Below are 20999 nucleotides of genomic sequence, written 5' to 3'. Positions count from 1 at the left end.
ATGAAGTGGAATGGGCCGGCTAGTACGCCGGGTTCTGTCCAGGTGCTTGCGCACCGTCGACGGCCATCTATCTCGTGACTACGTTGCCGCAGCCCTCTAGCGGTCTACCCGAAAGCTCGGCGAGCCGCCTCAACGCTTTCTGTCTGACCTTGCTCCGGACGAGGTTTACCGAGCCGACCAGGTCACCCTGGCCTCTGGTGGTCTCTTACACCACCGTTTCACCCTTACCCCCAGCTCGCGCTGGTGGCGGTCTACTTTCTGTGGCACTGTCTCGCGGGTTACCCCGGGTGGGTGTTACCCACCATCCTGCTCTATGGAGCCCGGACGTTCCTCGGCATCCGCTAGACCCGAAGATCTCCCGAATGACGCGACCGTCTTGCCGACCCATTCCGAGTACAAAGCCTACCGGGCGAGCAGGCGACGTGCGAACCGGCGCTAGATTCCGGACTCTTCGGTGCGCACCAGCACGGCGCCACAGTCGGGGCAGAAGATGACCTCGTCCGCCGGAGCCTGACGGGCATCAGCGAGGTCGCTCCCGGTCAGAGTCATCGTGCATCCGCTGCAGGTGCGGGCACGCAGCAGCGCCGCGGCGTTGCCGTGGCCGCTGATGCGCAGGCGCTCGTACAGGGCAGCGAGGTCATCGGGGATGGTGGCCGCGATCGTCGCGCGATCACGGGTCAACTCGCCGAGCTGACGGTTGAGGTCGACCAGCGACTCATCCCGAACGGCTTCCGTCGCGGCGACCCGCTCGGCGATGGCGTCGCGTTCCTGCTCCACCACAGCGACGGCCGCCTCGTGCTCTTCCTGGCGCTCAAGCACGGCAATCTCAATCTCCTCGAGATCGAACAGGCGCTTCTTGAGTGAGGCCACCTCGGAGTCCAGGGCCTGGATGTCCTTGATCGATGAGGTGTTCTGCAGGCGGTCGGTATCGCGGGCAATGCGCTTCTCGACGACCTCAACGTCGCTCTCGATGCGTCCCAATTCGGTGCGCACGTCGTCGAGCTCGCCGGACCGGCCGAGCAGCTTCATACGGCTGGCCTCAGCCTCCCGGTTGAGCGCGGCAAGCTCGGTGTGCGCCGCGAGTGATTTTGACTGGTGGCTGAGCTGAAGAACCTTGATGTCGAGGGCCTGAAGCCGCAGAAGTTCTTTCTGCTGGAGTGGTGATGCCTTCACGATGTCCTGACCTAACGCTGGAATTGAGTTGTACTGACGAAAGAAAAAAGAATTAGTGCACGACGGAAAAATCCCACGGGTCGGTGTTCAACTCACTCACCGTGACCGACACCCCCGGCAGGTTCGCCCGCAACTGCACGGCCGCCGGCTCCAGCCAGAGCCATTCGCTGGCCCAGTGTGCGACGTCGATGAGGGCGGGTCCGCCGACGCAGAGCGCCTGCTCGCGTGCCTCCTGCGCAGGGTGATGGCGCAGATCGGAGGTAATGTAGACATCTGCTGCCAGCACCTGCGGATTGCGAAGCAGGGAATCACCGGCACCGCCACAGAGAGCAACCGTCGTGATCGGGGCTGCATAGTCACCGGCGACGCGAACCCCTGAAGCCGTGGCCGGCAACAGGGCCAGCACGGTGTGTGCCAGGTGTCCGAGCGTGGTCGGTTTCGGCAGACGACCAACCCGTCCGATGCCGGTGCCCGGCACAGCGCCACTCGTGATGGGCAGTGCGTCGATCAGCCCCAGCCGACTGGCGATCACGTCGGACACGCCGTCAGCAACCACGTCTGCGTTGGTGTGGGCGGCCAGCAGGGCACAGTCGGCGCGAATCAGCCGGCTGAGCAGTGCGCCCTTGTAGGTGTCCTCGGCGATACTCGTGACACCGCGCAGCAGTAACGGATGATGCGTCAGCAACAGGTCGGCGCCGGCCGCAATAGCCTCGTCGACCGTGTCGGCGACGGTATCGACGGCCAAGTGGATGCTGCGAATCGGCCGGGCCGGATCGCCACTGACCAGCCCCGGTGCATCCCACGCTTCGGCACCGCCCGGGGGCCAGAGGGTATGAGCGACGAGGGTAACGTCGGCGAGCGAGAATGGCACCCATTCAGCCTACCGGGCGACCGGTGCCAAGGTTTCGCGGACAGGACGCAACCGATGCGTCGGGTCCGCGAAAAGATAGGTCAGTAGTCGAACTCGTCGAACTGCGCGGCAGCCGATTCCTCTCGGGTCCACGCCGCCGGAATCATGGCTCCGGTTTGGGCCTTGCGGTGCAGAAAGTCCGTGGTTTCCGGTTCGACCAGTTCTGGCGACAGACTGTCCGCGGTGACGCTGACCAGCTGACTCGCGGAACCGATCAAAAACTGAGCACGAAGGAGAGTACCGCCGTCGCCCATGACCGGTATATCAACGACGTCGACTTGTCGACGGTTACACAGTGCCTCGGCATACAGCAAGACCGCATCAGCCAGATCGCTGCCGGTAATCACTGACCCACCGGGGTGAAATATACGTTTCATGATCTCCCTCGCAAGCTCACGTTTAGTGCGTGTGCTGCCAGGGTCCGGGGCGGCCAATGCCACCATACGCCCGCCCAGCATAAACGGGAGGTCAGTCTCGGCTAGTTCGCAACTAGTCGCTGCAACGCTACAGGATCAGTACGCGATTGACGATACTCTCGGCCACATCGGCCAGTGGAAGACCGTTATGACGGGCATACTCGCGAATCTTGTCGAAGGCATCGCCCATGTGCACCCCGTGGGTGTACGCCACGACGCCCTTGGCCTGTTCGATCAACACTCGACTGCTCAGCGCGTGCTGAAGTTGCTGGCGCACGATGTCGCTTTCGCGAATAGCCCGCTCCTGCAGGATGCCTATGGTCGCGACATCCGCGAGTGCCTGCACCGTGTTGGTGTCGGCCGTACTCAAGCCGCCGGTGCGATCCCAGAACAGATTGAGTGAGCCGATGGTCGTTGCCCGCAGGCGCAGCGGTACGGCGTGCATCGAGGCGAAGCCCTGGGCGAGTGCCCCCTGGCGAAACTTGGGCCATTTATCGCCAGTGCTGTCGATGTCGGGAACGGCGACGGCCAGCCCGGAGGTGAAACTCTCAACGCACGGGCCGCTCCCGGCTCGCAGCTGCAGAATTTCGACCAGGCGGCTGCGTTCGTTGGTCGACGCCACCACTTCCAGCTCGCCGTCACCGGCCGACAGGATGATGCCCGCCGCCGAAGCCTCCAGCAGGGCGGCGCATTTTTCAACCAGGGTGTGCAAGAGGTCGACGACATCGTAGACGGCGACGAGTGTGTCGGCCAGGGTAACGAAGGTCTCAAGGAAATGACCCTCCCGGGTTTTTGTCACCATATTTCCATTCTCAGACTCGGGAATCGACGAGAAATCCAATCGTCGTGTCACTACATCTGCGGCGACTTCCCGAACAGTTCGTCCATGAGCAAAAGCATGTCCATGAATTATCAGAAGCGCGTCGGCCGCGGAAAGATTGAGCTGGGCCAGAACCATTCCGGTCGCTTGATGAACGACACGCCGCGAATATCCTTCATTATCTTCCAGATTTGTTTTCAATGTTTGCGCGGTGAGGGATCGACGCAAGACCTGGAGCGCGGCTATCTGTGCGAGCACTTCCGCGTCCAGAATCTGCGCGGGTGTGAAGCCGCCCGAGCGGGTCGAAAACAGCGAGACAGCTCCGATATCGACCGACCCCATGATGAGTGGAAAGGTGTAGACAGCGTGCACTTCGGTGTTCCGTGCGGCTTTCATCAGCGCCGGCCAGGTCGCACCCGACGACGTCGCAAAGTTGTCGACGAGTACGGGCCGTCTGGTGGCCAGCGCCGCCCAGGCAGGCCCCTCACCCAGGTCGAATTGCAGCTCGTCGAAGTGGGCGGCCATGGCATTGCTCGCGCTCACGGTCTCGGACCCAAACGGGGCCCCGAGCGTGCACACCGCTGCTGCATTGACCGGCAGCACCTGCATGAAAGGGGCACAGATACTGGTGCGGCTTTCGTGAGCGAGCGACAGTTGTTCGACCGCGGCCCCGAATGCCAGCCGATCAGGCACAACGCACCAGCCCAACCCAGAAGCCCTGCATCGTGCGTGTCATTCGACCTCACGATCACAAGTCCTGGAAGAATTCTCTGTGGGCCCTACCGGGCTCGAACCGATAATATCCACGGTGTAAAAGGTCCGGTCGCAATCAAATTCAATGAGAATCCGCAAGAACACGAACTTTCGAGAGACTGCGCATTTGCGGTAACTTGCCCGAAATCCGGGATTGTGGCGAATCCTGCTGCTGGAACACCAACGCCTCGCCAACTCAAAACACCCAGCACATTTGTTCTGCCTGTACGCAACACTAGCCGAGCATAACGAGCTTGGCGGCACCGAACACCGGCGGTGCCGCTGTTCGTGACCCGGGACTCCCGCGGACCGAGGGCATCAGACCTTCATGAGGCCACGGGATGCACGCGTCCAGAGGACCTTCTCCCCACGGGTTCTGGTCGCGCTCTCGGCCGTTCTGCTGTCCGTTGAACCACGCTTGCGATGAACAAGCGTCCGGCAGGAATTCGGATCGAAATCCACCGCGAGGGGTAGGCCATGGCGACGCATGCGCACCGTATCGCCATGGCGGCCCCACCCTGGTCGATTTGTACTTCCTTGCCAAAGTGTGTAAGGGCGGACTACGGTTCGAACGTTCGATTCAAAATTCCGCACCGAAGGAGTGTCATGGTCAAATCACCTGCCATTCGCGCTGGACTGACGCTGGTGTCCGTCGCAGCGTTGATCCTCGCCACAACATCCGTTGCATCGGCCCGACCCGGGGACGACGGCTCGATATCGACCGCCGACGGCGCTCGCGACGCCCACCAGCACGGCGGAACCGCCGGTCATCTGCCGGCAACACAGTCCAATGTCAACGTAGTCTCCAAACTGAAGATGAAGAACGCGGTGCCTGAAAAGATCGCCGACGTAGGCGTCTTTAAGAATTACGCCTACCTTGCTGCGTGGGGCGTCGTATCGTGCACCTACAACGGGGTGCACGTCGTGGATATCAAGGACCCCGCGAAGCCGAAGGAGGTCGCGTTTATCCAGTCCAAGGAGGGCAGCTACCCGGGCGAGGGTGTCCAGACCCTTCAACTCGATACGCCAGCCTTTACCGGCGACGTGCTCGTCACCAACAATGAGAAGTGCAAGGACAAAGCAGGTTTCGGCGGCATGAATCTCTATGACGTGACGAATCCCGAGCACCCCACACCACTGGCCGTGGGCATTGGCGATTCAACAGCCGATGGTCAGGGCAAGAAGACCGCCAACCAGACCCACAGCGTCTTCGCCTGGGATGCCGGCGAGAAGGCGTACGCGGTCATCGTTGACAACGACGAGGGCACCGATGTCGACATTATGGACATCACCAACCCGAAGAAGCCGTTCCTGACCGCCGAATACGATCTGGACAAGACCTTTCCGCAGATCCTCCAAAACGCACCGGCGAACCTGACCGACGTGTTTCTGCATGACCTTGTCGTCAAGCAGATCGACGGAAAACAGGTGATGCTGTTGTCGTACTGGGACGCCGGATACGTCACGGTCGACATGACCGACGTGCACACCCCGATCTATATCGGCGATACGGACTTCACCAACCCCGACCCGCAGCTTCAGGAGTCGGCAGGCCTGATCGAGAAGCCCGAAGGTAACGGCCACCAGGGCGAGTTCACCCTCGACAACAGGTTCATAATCGGTGCCGACGAGGACTTCGCGCCCAACGGCGCGGAGGGCACCACGGATGATTCCGCGACGCCGTTTCAGATCTCGCAGGGCAGCGACACCCCGCAGCTGCAAGGCGGCGAGTCGCTGACCGGTGATGCCGTCTACGCGGGACAGGCATGTTCCGGTGATCCGATTGTGCTACCAGCACCGGTCACCGCAAGCGGCAGCCAGATCGCGATCGTCACCCGTGGCCTCTGCGCGTTCACCGAGAAGGTGGCGAACGTTGAAGCGGCCGGCGGCTATGACGGAATCGTCATTATCAACCGCGAGGGTTCCGACGGATGCGGCGCGTTCGGGATGAGCGTTGCCGGCACCATCCCGACCTCTTCGGTCGACCGTCAAACCGGATTCGGTTTCTTCGACCTCGAGGCCTCGTACGATAACGCGGCCTGCCTCGCTGGTGCTGCCAGCGTGATTCCCGGCCTGAGCCTAGGCGCCGTCGGAGACCTCGTTTCCGTGCGCGCGTTCTTTGACGGTTGGGGTTATGTGCACCTCTTCGACAACTCGACGGGAAAGATGTCCGAGCTGGACACCTATGCAATTCCCGAAGCCATGGACCCGGCCTACGCTGCGGGCTTCGGCGACCTTTCGGTTCACGAGGTGGCCACGTCCAAGCAGCGGGCCGACCTGGCGTACTTCTCGTATTACGCGGGAGGTTTTCGAGTGACCAAAATCATCGACGACAAACTCGTCGAGACGGGTCGCTTCATTGACCAGGGCGGCAACAACTTCTGGGGTGTGGACGTGTTCGAGAACAACGGCGTCGAATACGTTGCCGCCAGCGACCGTGACTTTGGGCTCTACATCTTCCGATACACGGGAAACTGAGCCGACAGCCTGATCTGAATTACCCACACGCAATCGCTCCTGAGAACCCCTCAGGAGCGTTTTCGTCCGTCCCGGTGCGCAGTAGGAGGCGCCGGGCCATCTCGACCCGCCGGGTCAGCGGGGCAGCACCGTGGCACCGTCGATGTGACGGGGAATCGTGTCGTGATGCTGAGCCCATGACACCCGAACCCCCGTCGAGAAGCCGTTGAAGACCAGACGACCCACGGTCGGTGCGACCGCGTCGCTGATCTGACGCACGAGATCGGGCTCGTTGCTGCTGTGGTGCTCGGTGGCGGTCAGCGAGGCGCCGCCGTCCCACAAAACGCGAATAATCGCCAAGGGCCACAATACGAATGCCAAGTCGAACCACGGCAAGCTGAGTGTCGCGGAGACTGCGTATTACTCAGATGCTTACTCTGATCAGGTATTTATACTGTGGGCCCTACCGGGCTCGAACCGATGACATCCACGGTGTAAACGTGGCGCTCTACCAACTGAGCTAAAGGCCCCGACGACGACTCAAGGTCACCGGGTCTGTTCAGTATAGGTCAGAGGGCGGGTACGAGCTGTCCAAGGGCTGCCCGGTAGGCGTCGATCGGACGAGCTTCGCCCGGTGCTGTGATGAAACTGGCCCGAATGATGCCGCTCGGATCGATCAGGAACGTGGCGCGGTTAGCGAAGCCCTTGTCCTCAAGAAAGACGCCGTATTCTTTCGCAACGGCGCCGTGCGGCCAGAAATCGGCCACGAGGTCGAAGGTGTATTTTTCCTGCTCACCGAAGGCCCGCAGTGCATGACGGGAATCCACCGAAATTCCGATGAGCTCGACTCCGCCGTCTTCAAACAGGGCCAGGTTGTCACGCAGTTCACACAGTTCGCCACTGCAGATGCCGGAGAACGCCAGCGGGAAGAATACCAGAGCGACGGATTTGATCCCCCGATACTGGCTCAACTGAACCGTTTCACCAAACTGATTGATGAGCTTGAAATCGGGGGCCTGGGTGTCATTTTCGAGAGCGATGAGAGCTTCTTTCCTCGGTGCCGGGCGCATGGATTGGCCGGTGACACACTCTAGCTCTGCAATATGTCCGGTGTCACAGCGAACACGCATTTTGGTTTAGCCACCCCCGCGCACGGACAAGTTGCGAAATCTGTAGGCTTACGTGGTGCCGCCGGTTGCAATCCAACCTGCTCTGTTACGGCACCTGCCACCGTTGTGTTCAAGCCGCGGGGCATCATCGCTGCATATACCCCAGGCTGCATCAACCACAGAGGAGAGGTCGACTATGACGGTCAACGACCAGGACCCGTATTCGACGAACAACGCCGACTCAGATCCGGAGGAGACTGCTGAGTGGTCGCAATCCCTCGATTCGCTCGTTGCCGAACACGGCCACGAACGCGGGCGCGAGATCATGCTGAGCCTGTTGAAGCGCTCGAAGGAGTTGCACCTCGGAGTGCCGATGGTTCCGACGACGGACTACATCAACACCATTGCTACGGAGAACGAACCCGATTTTCCCGGCGACGAAGACATCGAGCGCCGCTACCGTGCCTGGATCCGCTGGAACGCTGCCGTTCTGGTGCACCGGGCCCAGCGCCCCGGCATCGCCGTCGGCGGGCACATCGCGACGTACGCGTCATCCGCTGCCCTCTACGAGGTCGGTTTCAACCACTTCTTCCGCGGCCAGGACCACCCGGGCGGCGGCGACCAGATTTTCATCCAGGGCCACGCCTCCCCCGGCACTTACGCGCGCGCCTTCCTCGAGGGCCGCCTGACCGAGAACCAACTCGACGGTTTCCGCCAGGAAAAGTCGCATGCCCCCGACGGCATCTCTTCGTACCCTCACCCGCGTCTGATGCCGGAATTCTGGCAGTTCCCCACCGTGTCGATGGGCCTCGGCCCGATCAACGCGATCTACCAGGCGCAGCTGAACCGCTACCTGACCAACCGCGGCATCAAGGACGCGAGCGACCAGCAGGTCTGGGCGTTCCTCGGCGACGGCGAAATGGACGAGGTCGAAAGCCGCGGCCAGCTGCAGGTCGCCGCCAACGAGGGCCTCGACAACCTCAATTTCGTGATCAACTGCAATCTGCAGCGACTCGATGGCCCCGTGCGCGGTAACGGCAAGATCATCCAGGAGTTGGAAAGCTTTTTCCGCGGTGCCGGCTGGAACGTCATCAAGGTCGTTTGGGGTCGCGAGTGGGACAACCTGCTCAAGAATGACGTCGACGGCGCCCTGATCAACCTGATGAACGTCACGCCCGACGGCGACTACCAGACCTACAAGGCCGAGAGCGGCGCCTACGTGCGTGAGAACTTCTTCGGTCGCGATCCGCGTGCGCTCAAGCTCGTCGAACACTTGAGCGACGACGAGGTCTGGAACCTCAAACGCGGCGGCCACGATTACCGCAAGGTGTACGCCGCGTTCAAGGCAGCGTCCGAGCACCAGGGCCAGCCCACCGTCATCCTGGCGAAGACGATTAAGGGCTACGGCCTCGGTCCGAGCTTCGAGGGCCGCAACGCGACCCACCAGATGAAGAAGATGACCCTCGACAACCTCAAGTCGTTCCGAGACAGCATGCACGTGCCGATCACGGATGCCCAGCTCGAGGAAAACCCGTACCTTCCGCCGTACTACACCCCCGGCAACAAGGACGAGGCGATCGAGTACATGCACGAGCGTCGTCGTGCGCTCGGTGGTTACCTGCCCGAACGTCGCACCAAGCACGCCAAGCTTAACCTTCCCGGCGACGACACCTACAAGGTCGCCAAGAAGGGTTCAGGCACCCAGGAGATCGCTACGACGATGTCGTTCGTGCGGCTCCTCAAGGAGCTCGTGCGGGCCAAGGACTTTGGCAATCGCATCGTGCCGATCATCCCCGACGAAGCACGCACCTTTGGTATCGATGCGTTCTTCCCGACCGCCAAGATCTACAACCCCAACGGCCAGCACTACACGTCCGTTGACCACGCCCAGCTGCTGTCTTACAAGGAGAGCCCGCAGGGCCAGATCCTGCACGTGGGCATCAACGAGGCCGGCGCCGCCGCAGCATTCACCAACGTCGGTACGTCGTATTCCACCCAGGGTGAACCGCTCATTCCGGTGTACGTTTTCTACTCCATGTTCGGATTCCAGCGCACGGGCGACGCCCTGTGGGCAGCGGGCGACATGATGACCCGCGGGTTCATCATTGGCGCTACGGCCGGGCGCACGACGTTGACCGGAGAAGGCCTGCAGCACGCCGACGGCCACTCGCCGCTATTAGCGTCGACCAACCCGGCCGTCGTCTCGTATGACCCCGCCTACGGGTACGAGATCGGCCACATCGTGCGCGCCGGCCTCGAGCGCATGTACGGCGGCGCCCACACCGACCCGAACGTCATGTACTACATCACCGTCTACAACGAGCCGGCCGTGCAGCCGGTCGAGCCCGAAAATGTCGACGTTGACGGCATTTTGCGCGGTATCCACCGGGTGAGCACGTCGACGGTCAGCGGACCGAAGGCCCAGTTGCTGGCCTCGGGTGTTGCCGTTCCGTGGGCACTGGAAGCTGCGAAGCTTCTCGCCGACGACTGGGGCGTTTCGGCCGATGTCTGGTCGGTCACGTCGTGGACGGAGCTGCGTCGCGATGGCTTGGCCGCCGAGGAACACAACTTTCTCAATCCCGACGACGAGCCACGCATTCCGTATGTCACCTCGAAGCTCGAGGGAGCTGCCGGCCCGTTCGTGGCCGTGTCGGACTTCATGCACGCCGTTCCCGACCAGATTCGCCAGTTCGTGCCGAGCGACTTCGCCACCCTCGGCGCCGACAGCTTCGGCTTCTCGGACACCCGCCCGGCAGCGCGTCGATTCTTCAAGATCGACGGCCCGTCGATGGTGGTGCGCACTCTCGAGCTGCTCGCCCGCCGCGGCGAGGTCGACCGAAGCCTGGCCGGCCAGGCCATCGCAAAGTATCGCCTGCACGACGTGAGCGCGGGCACCACCGGCTCCGCCGGGGGCGAGAGCTAAAAGCAGTGGCACCGGCGCCCAAGACGAAAGAGCAGACTCTCAACTGGTTGCGCACCATCTCCGGTGAGTTGTCCACGCAGACGCTGAAACGACTCGAAGACACGCTCACCTGGTATGGCGATATGCCACCAGGGCGGCGGTCCGCTGTCGGCCTGGTCGCCCAGGCCGGAATTACGAGCTTCATTTCGTGGTTCGACGACCCGCGGTCAACCCCGTGGATCGCCGCAGACGTCTTCGGCGCCGCTCCGCGCGAGCTGCTGCGCTCGGTGAGCCTGCAGCAAACGCTGCAGCTCATTCGAGTGACCGTCGAGGTCGTCGAGGAACGCGTCAAGGACGGTGGAGAGTCTCTCCGGGAAGCGATCCTGCTCTACTCACGCGAGATTGCCTTCGGGGCAGCGGATGTCTACGCGCGCGCCGCCGAGGCGCGCGGGCTCTGGGACGCCCGCCTCGAGGCCCTCGTCGTCGATTCCATTCTCAGCGGGGAATACGACGATGAGCTGCCCAGTCGCATCGCGGCCCTCGGCTGGCACGGCCACGGCGAGGTCTGTGTGCTCGTCGGCACCACACCGCAGATGCTCGATGTCGACCAGTTGCGCCGCGCCGCACGCCACATGGCGGCCGATGTGCTCATCGGTGTGCAGGGAAATCGGCTGGTGCTCGTGATCGGGCGTGCCCGCCCGGCGCCGGTCGACAGTGAGGACGTCGGCACAGCCGCAGCGCTGACCTTCATGGAGATCGCCATGGCGCTCGAGCCCATCTTCGGGCCGGGACATTTGGTGCTCGGGCACGAGGTGCCCAACCTGGTCGACGCGTCCAAGAGTGCCAAAGCGGCGCTGGCCGGTTTTGCCGTTGCTCGGTCGTGGCGGAATGCGCCGCGCCCGGTGCAAGCCGACGACCTGCTGCCCGAGCGCGCCCTTGCTGGCGATCCGCTCGCCCGAGCCACGCTCATCCACCGGATTTACCGGCCGTTGCAGGCGCATTCCACCGAGTTGCTCACCACGCTGTGGTGTTACCTCGACAATGGGCGCTCACTCGAGGCGACCGCCCGGGAACTTTTCGTGCACCCCAACACCGTGCGCTATCGCCTTAAGCGGGTCTCCGAAGTCATCGGCTACGACGCCACCGGAGCCCGCGAGGCGCTCATTCTGCAGTCCGCCCTGATTATCGGCTCGATCAGCGACCACGACGGTTCCACCCGCCGCCGCTGACCGCCACCCGAGCTCACCGGCCAATTGTGCTGCTGTAAACAAAGGTTTCATGAATACTTAGTGTGATCTGCACACTCATTCGCGCTGCCAGATTGGAAGACTAATTAAGTGATCGTTGTCGTCTGCCCGGGTCAGGGCTCCCAAACCCCCGGATTCCTCGAACCCTGGCTAGCTATGCCGGCCTTCAGTGCCGGCCTCCGCCAAATTTCCGAAGACGCTGGACTCGACCTCGTCGCCCACGGCACCCTCAGCGACGCCGACACGATCCGCGACACTGCGATCGCCCAGCCCCTAATCGTCGCCGCCGGCATCCTTACCCTCGAGGCCCTGCTCACGGATGGACGCCGCGACCGCATTGCCGGTATCGCCGGACACTCGGTCGGCGAACTCACCGCGGCTGCCGGCGCCGGCATCCTCAGCAACGCCGAGGCGGTGCACTTTGTCCGGGAACGCGGCCTGGCCATGCAGGCGGCTTCCTCGCTGGTACCCACGGGCATGAGCGCCGTCATCGGGGCCGACGAAACCGAGCTGCTGGCCCGGGTCGCCGAGCTCGGTCTGGAACCGGCCAACTTCAACGGCAGCGGCCAAATCGTCGTCGCCGGTGCCCTCGACGCCCTCGACGCCCTCGCCGAGACTCCCCCGCACCGCGCCAGGGTCATCCCGCTTCAGGTCGCCGGTGCATTCCACACTCGCTATATGCAACCGGCCGTCGAGCGGATGACCGTAGTCGCCGACTCGCTCAGCCCCGCCAATCCGACCCTCCCGATCTGGACCAACCGCGACGGCGACCGGGTGAGTGAGGGCATCCGTTTTGTGAAGCTACTCGTCGGTCAAGTGTCCTCGCCGGTACGGTGGGACAAGTGCATGGAGACTTTCGCTGCGGCGGGAGTCACCGGAATCATCGAGCTCGCACCCGCCGGCGCCCTCGTCGGTCTCGCCAAACGCGGCCTGAAAGGCGTCCCGAGTGTCGCCATCAAGACCCCGGACGACCTGCCCGCGGCCTGGGCCATGATCGACCAGCAGTCCTGAATGTTATGAGAGAGACAATGCCAAAGCCCACACTCCAGCAGTCCCACGGACCGCAGTACACCCGCATTCTGTCCGTCGGCGCCGCCCGCGGCGAACACCTCGTGCCCAACGACGACCTGGTCGAAGCGATCGATTCGTCTGACGAGTGGATTCAGCAGCGCACCGGCATCATCACGCGTGCTCGGGCCGGCCAGGACATCGATGCCGTCGATCTGGCAACGGATGCCGCCCGCGAGGCCATCGAGAGAAGCGGCATCGACCCAGCCCTCATCGACGCCGTGATCGTCGCGACCATCAGCAACAGCCGCCAGACCCCGTCGATCGCTGCCGTCGTCGCCGATCGGGTCGGCACCAACCCGGCCGCCGCTTACGACATCAACGCGGCCTGCGCCGGTTATGCCTACGCCGTCGCCCAGGCCGATGCGCTGATTCGCACCGGGGCCGCGCACTATGCACTCGTTATCGGTGCCGAGAAGCTCTCCGAACTCGTTGACCCGACCGACCGCAGCATTTCGTTCCTGCTCGGCGACGGTGCCGGCGCTATCGTGATCGGCCCGAGCGACTACCCGGGTATCTCCACCACGGTGTGGGGCTCCGACGGATCCAAAGCAGACGCGATTCACATGAATCACACCCTTCAGGAGTACCGTCGCGGCGAGGCCGACTGGCCAACCCTGCGTCAGCAAGGGCAAACCGTCTTTCGTTGGGCCGTCTGGGACATGGCCAAGGTGGCCAAGAAAGCCCTCGAAGTAGCCGGAATCGAGAGCGCCGACCTTGCCGCGTTCATTCCCCACCAGGCCAACATGCGCATCATCGACGAGTTCGCCAAGCAGCTCAAGCTGCCTGAGTCCGTGGTCATCGCGCGTGATGTCGCTAACACGGGCAACACGTCATCCGCTTCGATTCCGCTCGCCACGCACCGTCTGCTCGAGGAACACCCCGAGCTCAGCGGCGGCCTCGCTCTGCAGATCGGCTTTGGTGCCGGACTCGTGTTCGGTGCGCAAGTCGTTGTGCTGCCCTAACCAACCCACCCCCTAAACTAGGTCTCGGTCAACCGAGACACCCCTCAAGGAGAAAAAACATGGCACTGTCCACCGAAGAAGTTCTGACCGGCCTGGCCGAGCTCATCAACGACGAGACCGGAATTGCAACCGACACGGTTGAGCTCGGCAAGTCGTTCACCGATGACCTCGACATCGACTCCATCTCGATGATGACCATTGTCGTCAACGCAGAAGAGAAGTTCGACGTGAAGATCCCCGATGAAGAGGTCAAGAACCTCAAGACCGTCGGCGACGCCGTTGAGTTCATCGTGAAGGCACAGGACTAGGCCCGATCCTGAACCAGGTCGGCCGGAAATCGGCCGACCTGTTCATTGGGCTGGTGGCAGATCGCGCCGGCCCACACGTTTGTCGTTCCATGGAGAGTTGACTTATGACCAAGAAAATCGTTATCACCGGAATCGGTGCCACTACGCCGCTGGGCGGCACGGCGGTCGACACCTGGACGGCCCTTCTGGCCGGCGAATCGGGCGCTACCACCCTCGAACAAGCCTGGGTCGCCGAAACGGCGATCCCCGTAACTTTTGCCGCACAGGCCCGCGTGAAGACCGCGGATGTGCTGCAGCGCTTTGAGGTCAAACGCCTTGACCCGTCCAGCCAGTTCGCCCTCATCGCCGGGCGCGAAGCCTGGGCGGATGCCGGCGCCCCCGAGGTGGAGCCGGAACGCCTGGCCGTGGACTGGGCCACCGGAATCGGTGGAGTCTGGACTCTGCTCGACGCCTGGGACACCCTGCGCGAACGCGGCCCCCGTCGCGTGCTGCCGATGACCGTGCCGATGCTCATGCCGAACGGCCCGGGAGCGGCCATCGGAATGGACCTGCACGCCCGGGCCGGCATCACCACCGTGGTCTCCGCCTGTGCCTCCAGTACCGAGGCTTTGGTCAACGCCTACAACCGTCTGCAGGCTGGATTGGCCGACATCGTCATCGCCGGCGGCTCTGAGGCCGCGATCCACCCGCTGCCCATCGCATCCTTCGCGGCGATGCACGCCCTGTCGACGCGCAATGACGACCCGGCAACCGCGAGCCGCCCCTACGACGTCACCCGCGACGGATTCGTGCTCGGTGAGGGCGCTGCCGCACTCGTCATCGAAACCGAAGAGCACGCCAAGGCACGTGGCGCACACATCTACGCCGAACTGGTCGGTGGCGTAGTCAACAGCGATGCTTACCACGTGACGGCGCCGGACCCCGAGGGGACCGCAGCCGCCCGTGCGATGGTGTCGACCGTTCAGAACGCCGGCGCCTCGCTCGCCGACGTCTCGCACATCAACGCCCACGCCACCAGTACCCCGGTCGGCGACATTGCCGAATACAACGCCCTCAAGCGCGTCTTCGGAGATCTGCTCGACGGCATCCCGGTGTCGGCCACCAAGGCGTCGACCGGTCATCTGCTTGGTGGTGCCGGCGCCCTCGAGGCGTTCTTCACGGTCAAGGCCCTCGCTGAGCGCACCGCGCCACCAACGATCAACCTCACGTCGCAGGACCCGGAAATTCCCCTCGACGTAGTGACGACGCCGCGCGCACTGCCGGCCGGAGACCTGCTCGCCCTGAGCAATTCCTTCGGCTTCGGCGGTCACAACGCCGTCGTCGCGTTCCGCTCGGTCTAGTTTTGCGCGAATAGAGAATGACCCCGTCCAGCTGGACGGGGTCATTTCTGTCGGGCGGTTCAGGTGACTTCGTTATCTTGCCGCCGGGTAAAGTCACCGGTCGACAGGCCGCGCCACTACCGGCGAACCACACGTTGCGCGGCCTGGCGGTTCAACCCACCTGGTGCAGCCAGACCACCGCGTTCAGGTCGCTCGCCTGCCGGAATGGTTCCAACTCGTCGTCCCAGGATTGCCCGAGGGCGAGCCGCAACTCGCGGTGCAGGTCGATTGCATTGGCGCCGGCGTTGTCCATAGCAGAGCGGATGCGGTCCTCCGGCACGACAATGTTGCCCACGCTGTCCGTCTGGGCATGAAAAATGCCCAGACCCGGTGTGTGCAGCCAACGGCCGCCATCCGTTCCCCGCCCGGCATCTTCGGTCACTTCGAAGCGCAGGTGCTCCCAGCCTCTCAGGCTAGAAGCGAGAACAGCGCCGGTGCCTGGGGCGCCCTGCCAGTAATATTCAGCCCGCTGGGATCCGGGCAGCGCGGGCTGCTCAGACCATTCGAAGTTCACCGCCTCGCCGAGCGCACGCCCAGCGGCCCACTCGACGTGCGGACACAAGGCGCGCGGAGAAGAGTGCACAAAAAGCACCCCCCGCGCGATCGGCGCCCGACGGTTCTGTTTTGCGTCCATCGCGTTTCTCCGTTCTGTAGGTGCGTCTTCCCCAACGACCTCGGAACGACCGGACTCCCAACCTGAAGCTGTGAGCACGATGGTGGATGTGAAATTGTGCGGCAGTCGCGTTCACCCCTATGGAGATCCCGTGCAGTCGATAGCGCCATTATGCCCCAGGGAGCTATGGATTGACAAGCGTGTGCGGGCATTACGACCTGATGATCGCGAGTGGCAGATCCGCCTTGGGCCGCGTGCCCGAACTCGGGCCGAACCTGTGCACGACACGAAATGTGAACCATGTCCTTCAAGAATGTTCGTACGACTCCTTTTGCCGTCTCCATCACTTCCGCAATTTCTTCACCGACGGCGCCGCCGTCACCATCCGCAAGGGCGCCTAGGCCGCAGGACTCACCTCCCGGCTAGCTCCCACCAAGAATTTCCTCGCAGGAAACCAGGCGGACCCCACGTGCACACAGCCCGCGGGGCCCGCCCTTTTGCGTGCCTCCCCTGCAGATCGGTTGCGTTGATCGACTTAGCCTCGTATGCCGGGCTTGGACCCAGCCTGTTGAGATTTCGACCGACGGGATGGGCGCGTCCCGTGGGCCTGGTCACGTCGGTGCGCTGGTGGTCTCGCCCTATTTGGCCTGGGCGTAGTTGTCGACGGTCGCAACCGTGAGCATGAAATCGACCGGAAAGTCGCCGAAGAGAAGCCGACCGGCGGTTTCGGCGGCCGTGACGATGATCTTCGCCACGACCTCCGCCTGGGCTGCCAACGTGTGCACGATGACCTCGTCGTGCAGAAAGAACACCAGGTGCGGCGCGTAATCGAAGGGCGCGCGTGCCCGCCCTGGTGCCGCGGGACGCGCGGCCGACGCAGCCAGGCCGGGCCCAGCATCCGCTCGTCTGAGTGCGCTGGTCGCACCGGCACCGGAGGCCGGGAGGGCGGCAAGTTCTCGGCGAATCTCGGCCATCCAGCACAGCGCCCATTCCGCGGCGCTGCCCTGAACGATGAAGTTTCGGGTGAAGCGGCCCCAGTCCCTCGCCTGGCTGCGGGCCCGGCGCTCATCGGTCGCTGTGGCCGCCAGATCGTACGCCTGAGCTTGCACCTCATGCCAACCCTGCCCGGGTACCGGCGACGACCGCCCCAGCCGGGTGGTGACGACTTCGCCTCGCTCGCCGGCCCGGGCAGCCAACTCTGTCAGGGCGATCGCCCGAGGGTAGGCACGCGCCAGGCGCGGCAACAGCCGACCACTCTCCCCGGTCGTGGCGCCATACATAGCTCCGAGCATGGCGACCTTGGCATGATCGCGCGTCTCCACGACGCCGCTCGCAACGATTCCGGCATAGAGGTCGGTTCCACGCCCGGCCGTAGCCATTCGCTCGTCCTGGGCCAACGCGGCGAGAATGCGCGGCTCCAACTGGGCGGCATCGGCGACGACGAGTTTCCAGCCGTCATCGGCGACCACCGCGCCGCGAATCTGTCTGGGCAGCTGCAACGCTCCCCCGCCGCGCGTCGCCCAGCGGCCGGTCACCACGCCTCCCGGCACGTAGTCGGGGTGGAATCGACCGTTGACGACCCAGGACTCCATCCAGGTCCAGCCGTTGGCGCTGAGCAACCGGGAAAGCTTCTTGTACTGCAACAGGGGCTCAATCACCGGATGCTCGAGCTTCTTCAACTCCCAGCCCCTGGTCGAGGTCACGGCCAGTCCCGCGCGTTGCAGGGCCTTGAACAGTTCCTGCGGCGAGTCCGGGTTGAGGGCATCATCATCCAGTTCCAGCCGGATCCGCTGGGCGAGCAGTTCAAGACGGTCCGGTCGCACACCCGGCAGGGCGCGGGGTCCCAGCTCCCGCGTCAGCAGATGATTGTGCACGTCGGTGCGCCACGGAAGCCCAGCGAAGCGCATTTCGGCGGCCACGAGCGCGCCCGCCGATTCCGCAGCGAGCAGCAGGCGCAACCGGCCCGGTTCGGCAGCGGATGCCACGGCGTCGAGTTGACGGCGGAACTCACGCCCGGACGTCGATTCGGGGGCGCGAGAATCGGGGCCAGGTTCGGTGGCACCAGAGTCGCCGGTGCCGTCAGCGGCGTGGTCGGCTAGATCGTCACCGCCATGGTCATCGTCGACATCAAACTCGAACAGGGTCGCCCGGAGCTCGATCTGGTCGGCTGTCACCGCGCTCGCTGCATCCCAGCGATCCGGCGCGGCGAGGGCCAGTTCGCTCAACTGGGTCAGGGCTGAATTCTTGAGGATCACGTGGCACAGGCGCAGATCGTGGCAGCGCTCCACCCGGATTCCGGCACTGAGCAGCAGCGGATAGGTGTGGCCGGTGTCGTCCCAGACCCAGCGCGGGCGGCCTTCAAGGGCCCAGGATTCCCTGGCGGCCACAAACGTTCGAAATTCGTCCAGACTCAGTCGGCGCGGCGGTTGCAGCGAAGCTCCGGCCTCATCGCGGGGTTCGACGACCAGGTCGCCACCGCCCGCCTGCCGCACCAGTACATACACCCGTCTATTCTGCCCGATTCAGCGTGGCTGACCTGTTCGCGGCGCCGGGCAGAACGGCACCGTACCCATCGGCTTCGAGGTGCCGATGGGTACGGTGGTTGTGCGTTCCGTCTAGCCGGCGATCTTGTCGCCGCTGGGTGCCACCACCCACCAGACGTCGCCGACAGCCTGACCGGTGGTGTCACCGGCCGCCGCATCGCCAGCCCAGTAGTAAAGAGGGAGACCGTTCAGGGTGACCTGCTTGGTGCCATCCGTTCGGGTGATCACGCCAACGGTACCGGTGACTCCGTCGACCGTCGGGGTGTCCGATTCCGCGACGACCGGCGGCCACTTAACGAGACAGTCACCCTCGCAGGTACTCTCACCGGAGTCGGCGACGTCCTTGTCGAACACGTACAGGGTCATTCCGGCGCTATCGACGACGATCGTGCCGAGGTCGCTGTCGGCCGTCGCGAGTGTCGCGTCGGCGGCCGGTTCGGCTACTTCGCTTGACGAGCTCGACTCGTCTGCCGGCGGCGTCGCGCCCTGCGAGCATCCGGTCAGTGCGAGGACGCTGATCGCCAGCGCCCCGACGACAGGCCCGACCTTGAGCCATATTTTGCTGTTCATGATTGCTTCCTTTTCTCGGTGCACTGCTTTGAAATGGTGCGTGATTGAGCGGTGCGTGATCACGTGGTGCGTAACGAGGGGCTACGTGAATTAGAACGAGATACCATGCCGATTGGTTCAGCCCGGCAGAGCATATCCACTGAATCGATATCAGGCTGCAATCTTGAAGTCTGCGCCGACATAGGAACGCGGGTGTGCCGATAGCCTGACGGCCCTTTCCCGAAGTGCCACAAGTTGGTCCTGTTCGGCAGCGGTCAGATTGGTCACGGCAGAGGAGATCGGCCAGAAGTCGACCCCGTCGAGATGTGCGTCCGGCAGAAGCATTCGCTTGATGTGACAGCGGCGCTTTCAGCCATCGCAGGAACGTGCCGCGAATCGTTTCTGATGTTTCCACCAGAATAAACAGGGACAAGTTTTGCCAAATGTCGCGCATGAAAGCGGCGCGAGGTGAGTCGGGCCGTGCCGGTCGGCTGCGCGATCGCTGCGTGGCGCGCGGCCTCCAGATCGTCGCCGGCCTTTGCTGCTTTTGCTGGGCAGCTTTTTTACTTTGCTGCTGGTGATGCTCATGGTCTTCCTTTCGCCAGCAGATCCATGCCCCCAATTTAGGCGGGTGCAAGCGGATGTAGGCGCTACATCCGGGCTAGTCAACTTCTTCGATCAAATACGGCGCCAGGCCTCGGCGTTCTCGTTGCCTGGCGCGCCGACCGGAGCAGATCGCCGATGCGTCAAAGAGAGGATTCTGATCGCGGAATACCTGAGCTCGCTCCCCGGTTTTGCCCACGCTGAGAGAAGGTGGCTTTTGGAGCCAGCTGGAATTCAACCCACAACGGAAAGTGGTCAGAGATCCGCCAGGAGACCTCGGTGGGTGTCAGGCTGCCGAGCAGGTGTGGCAGAAAGTTGAACGAACCCGCCCCCAGGGTGTAGGTCAGGGAGGTCAGCAGGGATTTTCCGTCTGAGTCCGAGAACCATGCGATCTGGTCATAGAAGTGCCTTGAGGTGTCGTTGTCGAACACCGTTCGTGGGATGTCATTCAGCTCGGTCGGAGGCCACAGCCCGGTCGATACAAATGCATCAAACAGCGGGTCACCAATGCGGTCGAGGTTGAAATCGCCCAGCACGAGAAGGTTTTGGTTCCATCGGTCGGTCCGATCCGCCCAGGCACGCATCTACTCCGCGAACGCCGTGATCTCCGGCAGCCGCGCAGTCGGGTCAGCCCCCCAGATGACGTGCACGGTGGTCAATGTGAATTCAGCTGAGCCGCGCACAAAAGTGGCGGCGTACGGCGTTCGGGCGAACTGTTCGGCCGGCCCGTCGACCTTTGCTGGCAGCACGATCTCACCCACCAGTCCCGAAGGCTGCACCCGAGTCGAGTCATACAGAAACGTCAACCGTTCTCCGTTTCCTAGGCCGCCCTCGGTGACGTCGGAGACGACCACTCTCCAGTCATCTCCGAGCAATTCGAGCAGAAATTGCAGGGCGGTTGTGTTGCGACGCACTTCTTGAACTGCCATCACATCAAAGCAGGTCACGACCGCAGCGATGCACGCGAGGGAGTACCAGTCCCGCTTGGGAGTATCCCCCGGTTCGGCGTGCCACTTGGCTGTGAAATCCCCCAATGCCCGAAGGTTCCAGGTCGCGATCAGTAGATCGGCGGGGTGCTTCGGCGGCACCACTGCGGCCAGCGCTGCTCTGAAAGCGATCAGGTTTTCCGCCACGTCGGGCGGCATTGTTGTCGTCATGATTTGTGAACCAAACTGCCCTGCCCA

General features: G+C 63.4%; 18 protein-coding genes, 1 tRNA gene and 1 other RNA gene. 7 read left to right on the top strand and 13 right to left on the bottom strand.

Annotated elements, in window-relative coordinates:
• Positions 1 to 7: 7 nt before the first annotated feature.
• The 5 genes from rnpB to E3O11_RS18295 form a co-directional block, all read right to left on the bottom strand.
• Positions 8 to 387: RNase P RNA component class A (gene rnpB / locus E3O11_RS13590), an RNA gene on the bottom strand.
• 48 nt (positions 388 to 435) lie between these two features.
• Positions 436 to 1173, bottom strand: coding sequence for a zinc ribbon domain-containing protein (locus E3O11_RS13585; RefSeq protein WP_092448653.1), 738 nt, complete (start codon positions 1171 to 1173; stop codon positions 436 to 438).
• 52 nt (positions 1174 to 1225) lie between these two features.
• Entirely contained in the window at positions 1226 to 2044 is an 819-nt protein-coding gene (locus tag E3O11_RS13580) for a Nif3-like dinuclear metal center hexameric protein (protein ID WP_092448654.1), read from the bottom strand.
• 80 nt (positions 2045 to 2124) lie between these two features.
• A complete protein-coding gene (locus E3O11_RS13575) occupies positions 2125 to 2460 on the bottom strand; it encodes a hypothetical protein (RefSeq protein ID WP_134477518.1) in 336 nt (111 codons plus the stop codon).
• A gap of 127 nt (positions 2461 to 2587) precedes the next feature.
• Positions 2588 to 3928: an ANTAR domain-containing protein gene (locus E3O11_RS18295; RefSeq protein ID WP_241994729.1), complete on the bottom strand. Its 1341-nt coding sequence runs from the start codon at positions 3926 to 3928 to the stop codon at positions 2588 to 2590.
• 750 nt (positions 3929 to 4678) lie between these two features.
• On the opposite strand from E3O11_RS18295, the gene E3O11_RS13560 reads away from it, so the two are divergent.
• The gene (locus E3O11_RS13560) at positions 4679 to 6550 is read left to right on the top strand and encodes a PA domain-containing protein (protein ID WP_092448656.1); all 1872 of its coding nucleotides are present in this window, start codon (positions 4679 to 4681) and stop codon (positions 6548 to 6550) included.
• Between the two features lie 114 nt (positions 6551 to 6664).
• Here E3O11_RS13560 and E3O11_RS13555 read toward each other — a convergent pair whose 3' ends face one another.
• The 3 genes from E3O11_RS13555 to E3O11_RS13545 all read right to left on the bottom strand — a co-directional run bounded on the left by E3O11_RS13555 (position 6665) and on the right by E3O11_RS13545 (position 7569).
• Positions 6665 to 6889 (bottom strand): hypothetical protein, encoded by a 225-nt coding sequence (locus tag E3O11_RS13555; protein ID WP_092448657.1) that lies wholly within the window; start codon positions 6887 to 6889, stop codon positions 6665 to 6667.
• A gap of 97 nt (positions 6890 to 6986) precedes the next feature.
• Positions 6987 to 7059, bottom strand: a tRNA-Val gene (locus tag E3O11_RS13550).
• 39 nt (positions 7060 to 7098) lie between these two features.
• Positions 7099 to 7569: a peroxiredoxin gene (locus E3O11_RS13545; RefSeq protein ID WP_092448732.1), complete on the bottom strand. Its 471-nt coding sequence runs from the start codon at positions 7567 to 7569 to the stop codon at positions 7099 to 7101.
• Between the two features lie 265 nt (positions 7570 to 7834).
• Here E3O11_RS13545 and aceE point away from each other — a divergent pair, with 265 nt between their 5' ends.
• The 6 genes from aceE to E3O11_RS13515 all read left to right on the top strand — a co-directional run bounded on the left by aceE (position 7835) and on the right by E3O11_RS13515 (position 15468).
• Entirely contained in the window at positions 7835 to 10561 is a 2727-nt protein-coding gene (aceE, locus tag E3O11_RS13540) for a pyruvate dehydrogenase (acetyl-transferring), homodimeric type (protein ID WP_092448658.1), read from the top strand.
• A gap of 5 nt (positions 10562 to 10566) precedes the next feature.
• Positions 10567 to 11769, top strand: a complete 1203-nt coding sequence (locus tag E3O11_RS13535) for a PucR family transcriptional regulator (protein WP_092448659.1) — start codon at positions 10567 to 10569, stop codon at positions 11767 to 11769.
• Between the two features lie 108 nt (positions 11770 to 11877).
• Positions 11878 to 12798 (top strand): ACP S-malonyltransferase, encoded by a 921-nt coding sequence (locus tag E3O11_RS13530; RefSeq protein ID WP_092448660.1) that lies wholly within the window; start codon positions 11878 to 11880, stop codon positions 12796 to 12798.
• A 17-nt stretch (positions 12799 to 12815) separates the two neighbouring features.
• Positions 12816 to 13820 (top strand): beta-ketoacyl-ACP synthase III, encoded by a 1005-nt coding sequence (locus E3O11_RS13525; protein WP_092448661.1) that lies wholly within the window; start codon positions 12816 to 12818, stop codon positions 13818 to 13820.
• A gap of 59 nt (positions 13821 to 13879) precedes the next feature.
• Positions 13880 to 14128, top strand: a complete 249-nt coding sequence (locus tag E3O11_RS13520; RefSeq protein ID WP_092108059.1) for an acyl carrier protein — start codon at positions 13880 to 13882, stop codon at positions 14126 to 14128.
• A gap of 104 nt (positions 14129 to 14232) precedes the next feature.
• On the top strand, positions 14233 to 15468 hold the full coding sequence (locus E3O11_RS13515) for a beta-ketoacyl-[acyl-carrier-protein] synthase family protein (protein WP_092448662.1): 1236 nt from the start codon (positions 14233 to 14235) through the stop codon (positions 15466 to 15468).
• 151 nt (positions 15469 to 15619) lie between these two features.
• On the opposite strand, the gene E3O11_RS13510 is transcribed toward E3O11_RS13515, so the two are convergent.
• The 5 genes from E3O11_RS13510 to E3O11_RS17845 form a co-directional block, all read right to left on the bottom strand.
• Positions 15620 to 16141 (bottom strand): DUF3145 domain-containing protein, encoded by a 522-nt coding sequence (locus tag E3O11_RS13510; RefSeq protein WP_092448663.1) that lies wholly within the window; start codon positions 16139 to 16141, stop codon positions 15620 to 15622.
• 617 nt (positions 16142 to 16758) lie between these two features.
• Positions 16759 to 18624 carry a bifunctional 3'-5' exonuclease/DNA polymerase gene (locus tag E3O11_RS13505; protein WP_241994728.1) on the bottom strand — a complete coding sequence of 622 codons (1866 nt, stop codon included), beginning with the start codon at positions 18622 to 18624 and terminating at the stop codon, positions 16759 to 16761.
• A gap of 111 nt (positions 18625 to 18735) precedes the next feature.
• Positions 18736 to 19233, bottom strand: a complete 498-nt coding sequence (locus tag E3O11_RS13500) for a COG4315 family predicted lipoprotein (protein WP_092448664.1) — start codon at positions 19231 to 19233, stop codon at positions 18736 to 18738.
• A 725-nt stretch (positions 19234 to 19958) separates the two neighbouring features.
• Positions 19959 to 20351, bottom strand: coding sequence for an exonuclease/endonuclease/phosphatase family protein (locus E3O11_RS17850; RefSeq protein WP_174775749.1), 393 nt, complete (start codon positions 20349 to 20351; stop codon positions 19959 to 19961).
• Positions 20352 to 20399: 48 nt separating this feature from the next.
• Entirely contained in the window at positions 20400 to 20972 is a 573-nt protein-coding gene (locus E3O11_RS17845; protein ID WP_174775750.1) for an exonuclease/endonuclease/phosphatase family protein, read from the bottom strand.
• Positions 20973 to 20999: the final 27 nt, after the last annotated feature.

Origin of the sequence: Cryobacterium levicorallinum (genome assembly GCF_004402405.1) — a bacterium.
Taxonomy (GTDB): Bacteria; Actinomycetota; Actinomycetes; order Actinomycetales; family Microbacteriaceae; genus Cryobacterium; species Cryobacterium levicorallinum.
Note: the sequence above shows the minus strand (reverse complement) of the source record. Positions and strands in the feature narration are given on the sequence as shown.

Excerpts from the sequence above, each read along its gene's own strand:
- E3O11_RS13520 (WP_092108059.1), top strand. The coding sequence starts at position 13,880 with ATGGCACTGTCCACCGAAGAAGTTCTGACCGGCCTGGCCGAGCTCATC.
- E3O11_RS17845 (WP_174775750.1), bottom strand. The coding sequence starts at position 20,972 with ATGACGACAACAATGCCGCCCGACGTGGCGGAAAACCTGATCGCTTTC.
- E3O11_RS13500 (WP_092448664.1), bottom strand. The coding sequence starts at position 19,233 with ATGAACAGCAAAATATGGCTCAAGGTCGGGCCTGTCGTCGGGGCGCTG.
- E3O11_RS13510 (WP_092448663.1), bottom strand. The coding sequence starts at position 16,141 with ATGGACGCAAAACAGAACCGTCGGGCGCCGATCGCGCGGGGGGTGCTT.
- aceE (WP_092448658.1), top strand. The coding sequence starts at position 7,835 with ATGACGGTCAACGACCAGGACCCGTATTCGACGAACAACGCCGACTCA.
- E3O11_RS13515 (WP_092448662.1), top strand. The coding sequence starts at position 14,233 with ATGACCAAGAAAATCGTTATCACCGGAATCGGTGCCACTACGCCGCTG.
- E3O11_RS18295 (WP_241994729.1), bottom strand. The coding sequence starts at position 3,928 with ATGCAGGTGCTGCCGGTCAATGCAGCAGCGGTGTGCACGCTCGGGGCC.
- E3O11_RS13560 (WP_092448656.1), top strand. The coding sequence starts at position 4,679 with ATGGTCAAATCACCTGCCATTCGCGCTGGACTGACGCTGGTGTCCGTC.
- E3O11_RS13575 (WP_134477518.1), bottom strand. The coding sequence starts at position 2,460 with ATGAAACGTATATTTCACCCCGGTGGGTCAGTGATTACCGGCAGCGAT.
- E3O11_RS13525 (WP_092448661.1), top strand. The coding sequence starts at position 12,816 with ATGCCAAAGCCCACACTCCAGCAGTCCCACGGACCGCAGTACACCCGC.